Raw genomic sequence first — 12719 nt, 5'->3', positions numbered from 1 at the left:
CGGTATCCCGGGCTGACCCTAGGCCCGTGCCGGTCACGCCGCCAGGCGGACGTCAGGCGTCAGGCGTCAGGCGTCAGGCGTCAGGCGAAGCGTTCGCGCAGCGACGCCAGCCAGTCGCGCCAGCTGCTGCCTTCGCGCGTGGGGTCGTACTCGCAGCCCAACGCGCGCAGCCGGTTGCCGAGCGCGTCCTCGTCGAGGTCCTGCGCGGACAGGCGCGCGAGGTCGTCGCGGACCGCGGCGATCTCCTCGTCGGCCTCGCTGTCGAGGAAGTACGACACCACGGCGTCGGGCGCGTCATGTTCGACGCGCCAGTCCTGGTGGAAGTACGCGGAGAGGAAGTTCTCCAGCGCTGGGAAATCGCTCATGCGGCGCGTGCTCGTCGTGGTCAGGGCGTGGTCGGATAACCGGTCACGATTCTATAGCCGATGCCCAGCGCGTTCGAACGCTCCAGCACCAGCTTCACCGAGAACACGTCTTCGGCCTGCGTTTCCCCGCGCCTGACCGAAATGCCGGTGCTGGCGTCGAAGTGCGCGTCGAGCACAAGGCGGTTGCCGCCCTTGCCATCGACCCAGGCGTCGATCCTGCCCTGGTTCTCCATGATGGTCTCGGCGATGAAGTGCTCCGCCGCCGGCAGGTCGCGGAAGCTCGACGAGGCGCTGATGTTCTCGCGCTGCAGCCGGTCGACCAGGTCCTGCTCGCTCTTGCCGACGTGGCGTTCGATCAGGTGGCTGCCGGCCTCCTCATGCGCTTCCAGCCCGCCGCCGGGGACCTCGCCGACTTCGCCCGGTTCACCGGGTTCCCCAGGTTCGTCGACCGGCCCCAGGTGCGCGTCGAGGGCTTGCTGCGTGGATTCGACCGCATCGCGTTCGACCTTTGAGAGCCGGTCGGTGGGGAACTCGGCCAGCGCGTCGCGGATGTTGCCGAGCAACGGGTCGAGCTGTTCGGCGAAGGTCGGGTCGGCCTGCGCCAGCGTGATCGCGTCGCCGGTCTGGTCGAGGAAGTCCAGCAGCTTGCCGCTGTCGGCCAGGTCCTGCAGGTGCGTGCCCAGGTCGCCGTCGGAGGCTGCCGCGGCCATCGCGTTCGCGCGCGCCGGCGCGATGTCGTTGCCACCGGGCCATGAGCTTGCGTTGAAACCGAAATCCGCGCGCACGCCATCCATCGTTCCTGCCTCCTGCCATCCGGGAATGGCGCAAAGGCTAGGAGCTGCGTGCGGACGGGGACAGCTGGTGCCGGCCCTAGGGCGATGTCGAAATCGCCCGAATACGCCGTTGCAGGAGCGGCTTCAGCCGTGAGCTTTTGCCCGGCAGCGAGAATCAAAAGCTCGCAGCTGAAATCGCTCCTGCAGGGGCCAAGGACGCGGCAAGCCCCTTGGGCTCAGAAGTTCTGCTTGCCCGGCAGCGCGGCGTAGCGCTCGATCGCATCCATCAGCACCTGCTTGGCCTCGGCGGCATCGCCCCAGCCATCAAGCTTGACCCACTTGCCCTTCTCCAGGTCCTTGTAGTGCTCGAAGAAGTGGCCGATGCGCTCGAGCCAGTGCGGGCTGACCTTGGAAATGTCGTCGATGTGGGTGTAGCCGGCGAAGACCTTGTCGACCGGCACCGCCAGCAGCTTCTCGTCGCCGCCGGCTTCGTCGCTCATCCGCAGCACGCCGACCGGGCGGCAGCGGATCACCGAGCCGGGGATCAGCGGCAGCGGCAGGATCACCAGCACGTCGGCCGGGTCGCCGTCGCCGCAGATCGTGCGCGGGATGTAGCCGTAATTGCACGGGTAGCGCATCGGCGTGGACAGGATGCGGTCGACGAAGATCGCCCCGCTTTCCTTGTCGACCTCGTACTTGACCGGTTCGGCGTCCTTGGGGATCTCGATGACGACGTTGATTTCTTCGGGGACGTTGCTACCGGTGGAGACGTGGTCGAGGCCCATTGGGGGGTTCCTGGGAAGGGGCGGCGCGGCGCGGGCCGGCGGCCTGGGTGGGTGGAAACAACGCGAAAGCGCGAATTTTACGCTGCTGGGTGCTGCGACGCAGCATCGCCGACCTCGGGTACGCCCCAGCTTGGACCGCTCCGTACCCGAACGTATACATACGGCTCCGTATCCAGCTCCGGAATCGCCATGACCGTACAGATCGAACCCCGCCTGTCCGACGCCGCCGCCCAGCAGCAGGCCAGCGTCTGGAACCAGCCCGGCCGGAACGCGCTGTTCAATCCGGCGGCCGAGGGCCCGCGCGAGATCGACACCATCGGCGGCGCACAGGTGGCCGCCAACGAGCGCCGCGGCAATGCCACCCAGATCGATGGCGACGCCACCAATGCCGGCACCCGCGAGCAGACCCAGAGCGAGACCGGGCAGCCGCTGTTCGTCGACAAGCTGGGCAACACCGCGCAGGTGGAAATCACACGCGAGCGTACCGGCGAACTCGACCAGCGCTCGGGCCAGTACTACGTGCTCGCCGACCAGTTGGTGTTCAAGACCGGCAACGGCGACGACCAGGTCAAGGTCACCCAGGGCGAAAACGGCCAGCTGAGCTTCGACGTCAACGGTGAGCAGTACGACGTCAAGCTCGCACAGGGCCAGCAGCTCACCGTGCGCACCGGCGACGGCAACGACAACATCGAGATCGACCCGTCGGTGAAGGTCAACTTCATCATCGAGGCGGGTGATGGCGACGACACCATCCAGGGCGGCGGCGGCAACGACCGCATCGACGGTGGCGCGGGCAACGACCGCATCGACACCGGCGCCGGCTTCAACTACGTGTTCGGCGGCGCCGGCGACGACGCCATCACCGGCGGCGACGAAAACAACACCCTGTACGGCGGCGACGGCGCCGACACGATCACCGGCGGCAAGGGCAACGACTATATCGAAGGCGGTGCGGGCGACGACGTCATCGTGGCCACCGCGGGCAAGAACGTGCTGTCCGGCGGCCTGGGCGACGACACCATCACCGCCAGCGGCAACGGCGATCGCATCTACACCGGCGGCGGCACGAATACCGTCGGCAACATCGGCGCCGACGGCCTGGTGTACGCCGCCGGCATCGGCGACAAGCTGACCGGCGTGGCCGACGCGGACCCGAACGTGGTCAACGTGGTGCTCAACAGCGATGCGGGCCTGAAGGGCGTGAAGGTGGAAGGCTCGGAAGCGTTCGTGCAGCGCGTCGAGGCCGACATCGAGATGCTGCGCAGCTCGCCGAACGGGCAGCAGATGCTGGCCGAGTTCGACAAGGCCGCGGCCAAGGGCAACGTGGTCACCATCCGCGAGTTGCAGAACGTCGACAACGGCTACGCGCAGAGCGTCGGCGGTTCGGACATCCGCAATGGCCAGCCGGGCAGGTCCGGCCCGGTGGATATTTCCTACAACCCGGCGTTCGCCATTCCCGAGCTGCCGGTGCCGTCGGTGACCCTGTTCCACGAGATGTCGCACGCCTACAACGGCGTCAACGGCACCTTCCTGCCGGGCACCTACACCGGCCCGGGGGCGGACAGTCCCAATCCCGCCACGGGCTTTGAAATCCCCAACGCCGAGCGCCAGGCGGTGGGACTCGAGACAACGGCCGATCCGTACGACTTCGGTGACGGCTCCGGCCCGATCACCCACAACCCGACTGCGCTGTCCGAGAACGGCCTGCGCGCGGAAATGGGACTGGAATTGCGGCCGAGCTACGCGATCTGACGCGAGGCCAACGAACAGGGAAAGGACGCACAGGGAAGGGGGCAAACGGCGGCCAGCAATGGTCGCCGTTTTTTGTTGGGGCATCGCCGTGCGGGCGCCGCCACGGCGTGTTGCAGTCAGGTCCCCGCGCCGGCGGTCGGTTGCTGCGCGGCCTCGACCACCGGCCAGGGCAGTCCGACTTTCCCGCAGTACGCCGCAAAGCGCGGATCGTCCCGGTAATGCAGGACGAGCGGATCGTAGAGCAGGTAGCTGATCCCGGGGTCCCGATTGGCCCAGGCGCGGTCCAGCCACGCGAACATCGCGTCCGGGTCCTTGCGCAGCGCATATACCTGGGCGATCTGGTACGCGGACTCTTCGGACTGGGTATCGATCAAGGTTTTCAACGCGGCATCGGCCGCAGTGCGGTCGCTACCGATCTGGAGCGCCAGTGCCAGTGCGATCTCCCGCCAGCCTCCCGCCGCCGGCTCCTTCCGTGCCGCCGCCAGCGCCGCCTTGGCATCGCCCCGCAGGATTTCAATATGGGTCAATATCTCGTAGTAGCTTGCCGAGCCCGGCTGCAGCTCGATCGCCCTGCCGACTGCCTGCGTAGCTTCGTCGAGGCGGCCAAGTGCCAGTAGTTGATTGGCAAACCAGGCGTGCCAGCGCGCATTCAGCGGATCGGCCGCCACTGCCTGCCGGACCAGGTCGATCGCCTGTCCGGGCCGGCCCAGGATCGCCAGCTGGGCGCCGAGGGAGAACTTGGCGCTGGCGTCGTTCGGCGCCAGTTGCAACGCGCGCCGGTACTCGGCTTCCGCAGCGATCCAGTTGAGATCGGCCCTCATGAACAGCTCGCCGCGCGCGAGATGTGCCGCGGCCAGGTCGGGTGCCAGCGCCAGGGCATTGTCGGCAGCGGTGCGTGCCCGCGCGTAGGCCTGCTGCGCCGGCGCGCCGGCGAGCAAGGAGGCGGCAAGCCCTGACCACAAGGCGGACATCTCGGCCCAGGCCCGCGCATAACGCGGGTCCAGCCGGGTCGCGGTGGCGTAGGCGTCGATTGCCTTGCGCCAGTCGGCCTCGGTGCCGCGTGCGTCATAGAACTTGCCCTGGAGATAGGCGTTGTAGGCGGCGAGGTTGCCGCTGGGCGGGTGGTCGCCTTGCGCGCTGGCCCCGGGCAAAAGCCGCGCCTTCAGCGCGCCGGCGACGGCTTTGGCGATCTCGTCCTGCAGCGCGAACAGGTGTTGGTACGGCCGGTCGTAGCGCTGCGACCACAACGTGCTGCCGTCAGCGGCATTGACCAGCTGCGCGGTGATCCGCACGGTGTCGCCGGCGCGGCGCACGCTGCCTTCGAGCAGGTGCGCGACGCCGAGTTTCGCACCGATGGTCCTCGCATCGTCCTTGCTGTCGCGGAACTGGAATGAGGAGTTGCGGCTGATCACCTTCAGCCCGTCGAACTGGGACAGCGCGGTGATCAGGTCCTCGGACAGGCCATCGGAAAAGTACAGCTGGCCGCGGTCGCCGCTGTCGTTGTCCAACGGCAGCACGGCGATGGACTTGTCCGACACCGTTGCGAGCGTGTCGGCGACCGCCCGCGCATCGGCGCTGCTGGTCGCATCGCGACGCAACACGAACTGGTTGGTCAGCAGCAGCACGACCGCCAGCGCGAGCACGCCGATGATCCAGGCATCGAGCTTGCGGCCGGTCGAACGGGCGATCGAATCCCCCGGCGCGACCTCGCGCTCCCGCCTCAGGCCCTGTGGCGTGAACTCGTAGAACCAGGCGAAGGCGATCCAGAACGGGAAGCCGATTGCCGCCGCGGCCAGGAACCAGCGCGTGGTCCATTCCGGGGCGCCCACCGACGGCGCGAGTTGCGCGATGCCCTGCGCCAGCGCCCACACCGCGCCTGCATACAGCAGCCCGGCGCGCAGCACGTTGCGGCGTTTGAGTTCGGCGAACAGGCCGTTTCCGATCATGCTGCCCCCTGAGACAGGACTCCGCACCGCTCCCGCGGGACGCATGCCGGCAACGTCTTGCGGACGATCGCAGGATGCGCATGGAATCGGTATGGACTGCGGACGACGCCGACGCGCCGCGACGTATCGACCCAACGCGGGAACATCCTGCGACCGGCCATGACTGGCCGGATCGCCCGCGGCCAGGTGCGTCCTGAGGCGTGTACGACGAAAGCCGATGCCTGTCGCTCCACGGCCCAAGCCGCTCGCAGGATTTCCCCCGGGGAGCACCCCGTGGGCGCGAGCGTGCTTCACGGACTCCGCTCCGATCGCGCTCTTGGATAAAAGGTGCTTCTCCCGACTGAGGGAGAGGCGCTGCGTCCGCTCTTCGCCGGGCGCAGGGTGCGAATGCCCCTGGATGCGAATGTCCCCCGGCGCCGGCCCGTGGCCGACACCTCCTCCTTGATTTCGCATCCAGGGGCATTCGCACCCGCGTTCCAGCTTGCACTGCGGCCCACTAGCGCAAAGGCGAGGGGCCTGGCTTTCCTGCAAGCCTGCGATCGGACGAGACGCAGGAAGCCCCCGAAGTCGGGCGAAGCGCCAAAAAAAAGGCCCCGCGCGTGCGGGGCCTTTCGGGTGCCATGCGGGAGTCGCTTCGGTTACAGCAGCGGCACCATCAGCAACGCGACGATGTTGATGATCTTGATCAAGGGATTGATCGCCGGGCCCGCCGTGTCCTTGTAGGGATCGCCGACGGTGTCGCCGGTCACCGCGGCCTTGTGCGCCTCGGAGCCCTTGCCGCCGTGGTGGCCGTCCTCGATGTACTTCTTGGCGTTGTCCCACGCGCCGCCGCCGGTGGTCATCGAGATCGCGACGAACAGGCCGGTGACGATCGTGCCGATCAGCAAGCCACCCAGCGCCTTCGGTCCCAGCAGCAGGCCGACCACGATCGGCACCGCCACCGGCAACAGCGACGGCACGATCATTTCCTTGATCGCCGACTTGGTCAGCATGTCGACCGCGCGCGAGTAATCCGGCTTGCCGGTGCCTTCCATGATCCCGGGGATGTCGCGGAACTGGCGACGCACTTCCTCCACCACCGCGCCCGCGGCACGGCCGACGGCCTCCATCGCCATCGCGCCGAACAGGTAGGGAATCAGGCCGCCGATCAGCAGGCCGATGATCACCATGTGGTCGGACAGGTCGAAGGTGAACACCTCGCCCGGGTTGTTGGCCTGCAGGTTGTGGGTGTAGTCGGCGAACAGCACCAGTGCGGCCAGCGCGGCCGAACCGATCGCGTAACCCTTGGTCACCGCCTTGGTGGTGTTGCCCACGGCGTCGAGCGGATCGGTGATGTCGCGGATCTCCGACGGCAGCTCCGCCATTTCGGCGATGCCGCCGGCGTTGTCGGTGATCGGGCCGTAGGCGTCGAGCGCGACGATCATGCCGGCCATCGACAGCATCGCGGTCGCGGCGATGGCGATGCCGTACAGGCCGCCGAGTCCGTGCGCGCCCCAGATCGCGGCGCACACCGCGATCACCGGCAGCGCGGTCGACTTCATCGAGATGCCGAGGCCGGCGATGATGTTGGTGCCGTGGCCGGTGGTCGACGCCGCGGCGATGTGCTGCACCGGCTTGAACTGGGTGCCGGTGTAGTACTCGGTGATCCACACGATCACGCCGGTCAGCACCAGGCCGATCAGTCCGCAGTAGAAGATGTTGGTCGACGAGACCATCAGCGTGCCGTCGAGCGTGGTCAGCCCGTTCGGGAACAGGTCCGCGGTGACGAACCAGAACGCGACCGCCGACAGCAGCGCCGACACGATCACGCCCTTGTACAGCGCGCCCATGATCGAGCCGCCGGCCTTCACCTTGACGAAGAACGCGCCGATGATCGAGGCGATGATCGACACCCCGCCCAGCAGCAGCGGGTACAGCACCGCGTGCGAGTCCTCGGCGAACATCAGCCCGCCCAGCAGCATCGTGGCGATGATGGTGACCGCGTAGGTCTCGAACAGGTCCGCGGCCATGCCGGCGCAGTCGCCGACGTTGTCGCCGACGTTGTCGGCGATCACCGCCGGGTTGCGCGGGTCGTCCTCGGGGATGCCGGCTTCGACCTTGCCCACCAGGTCCGCGCCCACGTCGGCGCCCTTGGTGAAGATGCCGCCGCCCAGGCGCGCGAAGATTGAAATAAGTGAGGCGCCGAAGGCCAGGCCGACCAGCGCGTGCAGCGCGGTCTCGCCGGTGATGCCCATGCGGCCCAGCACCATCCAGTAGCCGGCCACGCCGAGCAGGCCCAGGCCCACCACCAGCATGCCGGTGATCGCGCCGCCGCGGAACGCCACGTCCATCGCCGCGCTCATGCCCTTGCGCGCTGCCTCGGCGGTGCGCACGTTGGCGCGTACCGAGACGTTCATGCCGATGTAGCCGGCCGCACCCGACAGCACCGCGCCGATCGCGAAACCGATCGCGGTGGGCCAGTTGAGGAAGACGCCGATCAGGATCAGCAGCACCACGCCGGCGATGCCGATGGTGGTGTACTGGCGGTTGAGGTAGGCGCGGGCGCCTTCCTGGATCGCGCCGGCGATCTGCTGCATGCGTTCGTTGCCCGCCGGCTGCCGGTTGATCCAACCGGCCGAGAAGATCCCATAGAGAATCGCGACGGCGGCGCAGGCGAGCGCCAGCCACAAACCATACTGCTCGAGCATGAATTTCCTCCCCGGAAATGAAGCGACGAAACAACGCCGGAACTATCGCACAGGGTCCGGAGACAGGATGTTGCAGTGCGGGAGGGCGGCGTGCAGCGGCCGTGGGTCGGAGAGAGTGGTGGGCGCGGGTGAGGGCGATGGGGTTGCTGAGGCGATCGCTGATGTTTCAGAGGTCATCGATGAGGTCCCGGAGGCCATCGATGGGGTCCGGAAGGTCATCGATGGGGTTCCAGGGGGCAACGTTGAGGCTCCGGAGGTCAACGATTAGGTTCGGGAGACCATCGGCGGGGTCCCGGAGGCCACCGATGAGGCTCGATAGGCCGGCGGTGGGGTTCCGGAGGCCATCGATGGGGTTCCGAAGCCCATCGATGCGGTTTCGATGGCCGTCGACGGGGCCGCGGAGATGACCGTTGGAGTTCCGGGAGGTCGTCGATGGGCACCCGGCGTCCGCGCTCACCGAATCGGAGCCCAGGCCGGCCGTGAACCCGGATTCAGCCATCCCGTGACAGCCTTGGCGCCCTGTTCCTCCCGGAAACTCCCGCATGCGCTTGATCGCCGCTTCCTTCCTGCTCCTCGCCGCGCTGCCGGCCTTCGCCGCCGACCCGGTCCCCGAGATCACCCGCCCGGCGGGCACCCCGCAGGCCAACGGCGTGGTCCACACCCTGCGCCAGATCCCCGAGGCCTGCGCCCGCATCGAGGGCGCGTTCACCGGCCAGGCGGCCGAGCCCTACAAGTTCGCCGTGGTCCGCACCAGCCAGAACTGCCAGCCGCGCGCGCGCTTCGTCGACGCCGCCAAGGCCAAGCCCTCCGAGGCCGCGGGCTGGAAGTTCAACGACCTGATCCGCGTCCCCAGCGCCGCCTGCCCGTCGCAGCAGGCCGTCGTCCGCGTCTGGCGCAAGCCGGTGGACGTGGGCCAGAAGCTGGACGGCCAGGGCCAGTCGCGGATTTACCTCGAAGATGCGAAAAAGACCGCCGCCGCCGGCAAGATCCCGCCGATCCCGATGTACGCCGCGGCGATGAGTGTCGAAGGCAAGGCCTGCAACTAGGCAGGCCGCATCCAACGGGAACGACAAGCCCGCCGAACGGCGGGCTTGTTGCATTACAGGGGCGGATCAATTCCCTCGGTTCCTGGGATTGGGGTGATGGGTCCGGCGACGGAGATCACGGCGAAAGCGGCAGAGCAATGCCTGCATGCTGGCGCCTGAAGGCGCGGCCCGATGTGGATGCAAGGCCATGGCCGCGAACGAAGATGCCAATCGACGCGGATGCAAGACGACCAATCATGGCCAGGGCGGCGAGGAATCCCCGGAGTAAAAGACGCCCGGGCCAGGCAGCGGCAACCCGAGGGTCGGAAGGGGCGGTTTCATTGCAAGGCTGGCACCTGGGCCAGGCCCACCGGCGAAGCACGCGGACTGCATGAAGGGCCGGGCCTCATAGCAGGAGTTGCCAGTAGCCGACGTCTACCCAGCGGTCCTGCTTGAAGCCCACCTGCTCAAAATGGGCCACCTTCTTGAAGCCGAGTCGCTCATGCAGCCTGATGCTCTGTTCATTGGGAAGAGCGATGCCACCAATGACGGCATGCATGGACATGGCGCGAATCGCGGTTATGAGCGCGGCGTAGAGCCGCAAGCCAATGCCGTTGCCGGTGTGGTTTGCATCCAGATAGACGGTGGACTCAACCGAGAAGCGGTATGCGCAGCGTCCTTTCCACTTCGATGCATAGGCGTAGCCAACAACGCCGCCTGATGCCTGTGCAACAAGCCAGGGCAGCGAAGCACGCATGGATTCCGACACGCGCTGCAACATGTCTCCTGCGGAGACCGGGTCGGTCTCGAAGGTGATGCATGTGCCAGACACATAGTGGTTGTAGATACGCGCGAGGCAGGCAGCGTCGTTTTCTTCAACGGGGCGAATGGAAACTTCCATAGGGCCTGGTGCCTGAACTGCCGATCCGCTGGGCGGCGTCGGTTCGAATGCATGGTCGGGAGCCGATGTCATTGTTGTTCAATCCCACCGCGTGGCGTTCTTGGGGAAACCGGGGCGCTGGACCCGGACAACGCAAAAGCGCTGTCCGGTCGGGGCTTGCATCACGACCCAGCGTTCCAGGCGCTCTGCGACTTCTGCTCCCAGGGCTTCCAGGCGGGCAACCTCGGCTGGAATATCGTCAGTTTCAATGTCGATATGAACCCGGCTCTCATGCTCGACGCGCTGGATCTGGACAATGGGTTCATCCGGGGGAGTCTCCAGCATGCGGTAGTTTCCGCGCGTCCCCGGGTGATCGGGGTCGATGGCACGGCCAAGCGCATCGGCCCAGAACCTGGCAGCCCGGTCGACATCCGGTGTGCGGCAATCAATCAAAAGCGCACAGAGACGGGAGTGGTGCATGAGAACCTCCTTGGGGACACGAAAAGATGCAGGCGGCGTCAACGCCTGATCAAGCCGAGCCGCGAGCGGCTTCGGCCTGAAAATCGTCAGGCCCTGCGGGCCAGGGACGTCTTGCTGGCGGCCCAGGCGATTGGAGCGCCGAACAGGAATGCATGCGACAGCAGATCCAGCACGGTAGCCAGCGGCTTGAACGTGACCGGCCGCGGGAATGCCGACAAAGGCAGCACGAGCAGGCGCATGGTGAGGAAAACCACCACGCCAAACAGCACCCCGGCGATCAATGGATGGCGCGCCAGGTTCGGCAGCTGCGATGCGGCGGCCAGGAAAAATGCTGCCCACAAGTACGAGAGGCCGAAGTGAAACACCAGGCCCAGGGCAGCCGTGGAGCTTCCACCCGAGAAGGCCGCGTCACCCAGTGCGCCGCTTGCAACGCTTTGCAAGACGAATAAGGCAGGGGCGCCTTGCGACGCAGCGAAGGAGACGGCAAACAGGATGTCGAGCAAGCCGGCAATCGTGCCGCCCACGAGAATTGCCCAGAGAACTGACCGCTGCCGCATATTCACCTCAAAGGCCCACAACTGCTATTTCACCTGCCGGAAGCGGACGTCGCCACGTCGCCCGCACGATGCGAACGTGGCAATCGTTGCGGGAGCCCGCCAATGCACGCGAGGTTTCACTGCTCCCACGGCCCCAGCTTCTTCCGCACCGCCACGTTCCTCAGCTCGACGTACACCGGGATGCCGTCGCGCCCATACGGCGGTGGCGCCTCGCCGCGGATCAGCGGTTCGAGGTAGCGGCGGGCGGCGGGGGTGATGCCGTAGCCGTCGCGGCGGATGAAGTTCGCCGGCATCTTCTTTTCGCGGTTGGCGATCTTCTCCAGCGGCGCCGGGACGATCTTCCAGCGGTACGGGGCGTCGGAGGTGCGCACGATCACCGGCATGGTGGCGTTGCGGCCGGCCAGCGCGTACTGCACGGCAGCCTTGCCCACGGCCAGGGCCTGGTCGAGGTCGGTCTTCGAGGCGATGTGGCGGGCGGAGCGCTGCAGGTAGTCGGGCAGGGTCCAGTGCACCTTCATGCCCAACTCGTGCTTGACCCGGCCGGCGAGGAACGAGGCCACGCCGCCGAGCTGGGTGTGGCCGAACGAGTCCTTGCCGCCGCCGGCGTCGGCGACGAAGCGGCCGTCGGCGGTGCGGATGCCCTCGCTGGCGACCACCACGCAGTAGCCGACCTTCGCCACGATCTTCTCGACGCGGGCGAGGAAGCCGGCTTCGTCGTACGCGCGCTCGGGGAACAGGATCAGGTGCGGCGCGTCGCTCGCGGTCTTGCCGGCGAGGCCCGCCGCGGCGGCCAGCCAGCCGGCGTGGCGGCCCATGGCCTCGTAGACGAAGACCTTGGTGGAGGTCTCGGCCATCGCGGCCACGTCCAGCGCGGCCTCGCGGACCGACACCGCGGTGTACTTGGCCGCCGAGCCGAAGCCGGGGCAGCAGTCGGTGACCGCCAGGTCGTTGTCCACGGTCTTGGGCACGCCAACGCAGGTCAGCGGGTAGCCGAACTCGGCGGCCAGCTTCGACACCTTGTTGGCGGTGTCGGCCGAGTCGTTGCCGCCGTTGTAGAGGAACCAGCGCACGTCGTGGGCGCGCAGCACGTCCAGCAGGCGTTCGTAGCGGGCGCGGTCCTCGTCCAGCGACTTGAGCTTGACCCGGCACGAGCCGAATGCCCCGCCCGGGGTATGGGCCAGGGCGCGGATCGCGGCGGCGGGCTCTTTCGATGTGTCGATCAGCTCCTCGCGCAGCGCGCCGAGGATGCCGTTGCGCGCGGCCAGCACCTTCACCTTGCGGGCGCGGGCCTCGGTGATCACGGCCGAGGCGGTGGCGTTGATGACGGCGGTGACGCCGCCACTCTGGGCGTACAGCAGGGTTCCTTGGGGCATCGAGGGTGTCCGGGGAGGGGCCGGGGGGCCGGGATACGGTAAAGTGGCGCGGTCAGCGCCGCGGCCACAGGGCAGTCTACGCCCGCGCGGTGCCCC

Annotated in this window: 12 protein-coding genes; 2 read left to right on the top strand and 10 right to left on the bottom strand. The window is 67.6% G+C overall.

Features of this window, described 5'->3' with window-relative positions:
• Positions 1 to 80 precede the first annotated feature (80 nt).
• From ACTJIL_RS10705 to ppa, 3 genes are all read right to left on the bottom strand, one after another.
• On the bottom strand, positions 81 to 365 hold the full coding sequence (locus ACTJIL_RS10705) for a contact-dependent growth inhibition system immunity protein (RefSeq protein ID WP_440755493.1): 285 nt from the start codon (positions 363 to 365) through the stop codon (positions 81 to 83).
• Positions 366 to 385: 20 nt separating this feature from the next.
• Entirely contained in the window at positions 386 to 1159 is a 774-nt protein-coding gene (locus ACTJIL_RS10700) for an RNase A-like domain-containing protein (RefSeq protein ID WP_440755492.1), read from the bottom strand.
• A gap of 215 nt (positions 1160 to 1374) precedes the next feature.
• Positions 1375 to 1923, bottom strand: coding sequence for an inorganic diphosphatase (gene ppa, locus ACTJIL_RS10695; protein ID WP_440755491.1), 549 nt, complete (start codon positions 1921 to 1923; stop codon positions 1375 to 1377).
• A 189-nt stretch (positions 1924 to 2112) separates the two neighbouring features.
• Between ppa and ACTJIL_RS10690 the strand changes: the two genes are divergently transcribed.
• Entirely contained in the window at positions 2113 to 3675 is a 1563-nt protein-coding gene (locus ACTJIL_RS10690; protein WP_440755490.1) for a M91 family zinc metallopeptidase, read from the top strand.
• A 116-nt stretch (positions 3676 to 3791) separates the two neighbouring features.
• Here ACTJIL_RS10690 and ACTJIL_RS10685 read toward each other — a convergent pair whose 3' ends face one another.
• The 3 genes from ACTJIL_RS10685 to ACTJIL_RS10675 all read right to left on the bottom strand — a co-directional run bounded on the left by ACTJIL_RS10685 (position 3792) and on the right by ACTJIL_RS10675 (position 8807).
• Positions 3792 to 5621, bottom strand: coding sequence for a tetratricopeptide repeat protein (locus ACTJIL_RS10685; RefSeq protein WP_440755489.1), 1830 nt, complete (start codon positions 5619 to 5621; stop codon positions 3792 to 3794).
• A gap of 638 nt (positions 5622 to 6259) precedes the next feature.
• The gene (locus ACTJIL_RS10680; RefSeq protein WP_440755488.1) at positions 6260 to 8308 is read right to left on the bottom strand and encodes a sodium-translocating pyrophosphatase; all 2049 of its coding nucleotides are present in this window, start codon (positions 8306 to 8308) and stop codon (positions 6260 to 6262) included.
• 166 nt (positions 8309 to 8474) lie between these two features.
• Positions 8475 to 8807, bottom strand: a complete 333-nt coding sequence (locus ACTJIL_RS10675) for a hypothetical protein (protein ID WP_440755487.1) — start codon at positions 8805 to 8807, stop codon at positions 8475 to 8477.
• Between the two features lie 43 nt (positions 8808 to 8850).
• Between ACTJIL_RS10675 and ACTJIL_RS10670 the strand changes: the two genes are divergently transcribed.
• Complete coding sequence (locus ACTJIL_RS10670) at positions 8851 to 9354, top strand: hypothetical protein (protein WP_440755486.1); 504 nt, start codon at positions 8851 to 8853, stop codon at positions 9352 to 9354.
• 385 nt (positions 9355 to 9739) lie between these two features.
• On the opposite strand, the gene ACTJIL_RS10665 is transcribed toward ACTJIL_RS10670, so the two are convergent.
• From ACTJIL_RS10665 to ACTJIL_RS10650, 4 genes are all read right to left on the bottom strand, one after another.
• Entirely contained in the window at positions 9740 to 10234 is a 495-nt protein-coding gene (locus tag ACTJIL_RS10665; RefSeq protein ID WP_440755485.1) for an arsinothricin resistance N-acetyltransferase ArsN1 family B, read from the bottom strand.
• Positions 10235 to 10312: 78 nt separating this feature from the next.
• A complete protein-coding gene (locus ACTJIL_RS10660) occupies positions 10313 to 10693 on the bottom strand; it encodes a VOC family protein (RefSeq protein ID WP_440755484.1) in 381 nt (126 codons plus the stop codon).
• Positions 10694 to 10779: 86 nt separating this feature from the next.
• Positions 10780 to 11196, bottom strand: a complete 417-nt coding sequence (locus ACTJIL_RS10655) for a hypothetical protein (RefSeq protein ID WP_440755483.1) — start codon at positions 11194 to 11196, stop codon at positions 10780 to 10782.
• A gap of 170 nt (positions 11197 to 11366) precedes the next feature.
• A complete protein-coding gene (locus tag ACTJIL_RS10650) occupies positions 11367 to 12623 on the bottom strand; it encodes a 6-phosphofructokinase (protein ID WP_440755482.1) in 1257 nt (418 codons plus the stop codon).
• Positions 12624 to 12719: the final 96 nt, after the last annotated feature.

Source organism: Luteimonas sp. 22616 (assembly GCF_052044325.1).
Lineage (GTDB): Bacteria > Pseudomonadota > Gammaproteobacteria > Xanthomonadales > Xanthomonadaceae > Luteimonas.
This window is presented reverse-complemented; position numbering and strand designations above follow the sequence as displayed.

Bases quoted from the DNA above. Each gene is read 5' to 3' on its own strand.
- ACTJIL_RS10670 (WP_440755486.1), top strand. From the start codon at position 8,851: ATGCGCTTGATCGCCGCTTCCTTCCTGCTCCTCGCCGCGCTGCCGGCC.
- ACTJIL_RS10690 (WP_440755490.1), top strand. From the start codon at position 2,113: ATGACCGTACAGATCGAACCCCGCCTGTCCGACGCCGCCGCCCAGCAG.
- ACTJIL_RS10685 (WP_440755489.1), bottom strand. From the start codon at position 5,621: ATGATCGGAAACGGCCTGTTCGCCGAACTCAAACGCCGCAACGTGCTG.
- ACTJIL_RS10665 (WP_440755485.1), bottom strand. From the start codon at position 10,234: ATGGAAGTTTCCATTCGCCCCGTTGAAGAAAACGACGCTGCCTGCCTC.
- ACTJIL_RS10650 (WP_440755482.1), bottom strand. From the start codon at position 12,623: ATGCCCCAAGGAACCCTGCTGTACGCCCAGAGTGGCGGCGTCACCGCC.
- ACTJIL_RS10675 (WP_440755487.1), bottom strand. From the start codon at position 8,807: ATGGCTGAATCCGGGTTCACGGCCGGCCTGGGCTCCGATTCGGTGAGC.
- ACTJIL_RS10700 (WP_440755492.1), bottom strand. From the start codon at position 1,159: ATGGATGGCGTGCGCGCGGATTTCGGTTTCAACGCAAGCTCATGGCCC.
- ACTJIL_RS10705 (WP_440755493.1), bottom strand. From the start codon at position 365: ATGAGCGATTTCCCAGCGCTGGAGAACTTCCTCTCCGCGTACTTCCAC.
- ppa (WP_440755491.1), bottom strand. From the start codon at position 1,923: ATGGGCCTCGACCACGTCTCCACCGGTAGCAACGTCCCCGAAGAAATC.
- ACTJIL_RS10660 (WP_440755484.1), bottom strand. From the start codon at position 10,693: ATGCACCACTCCCGTCTCTGTGCGCTTTTGATTGATTGCCGCACACCG.
- ACTJIL_RS10680 (WP_440755488.1), bottom strand. From the start codon at position 8,308: ATGCTCGAGCAGTATGGTTTGTGGCTGGCGCTCGCCTGCGCCGCCGTC.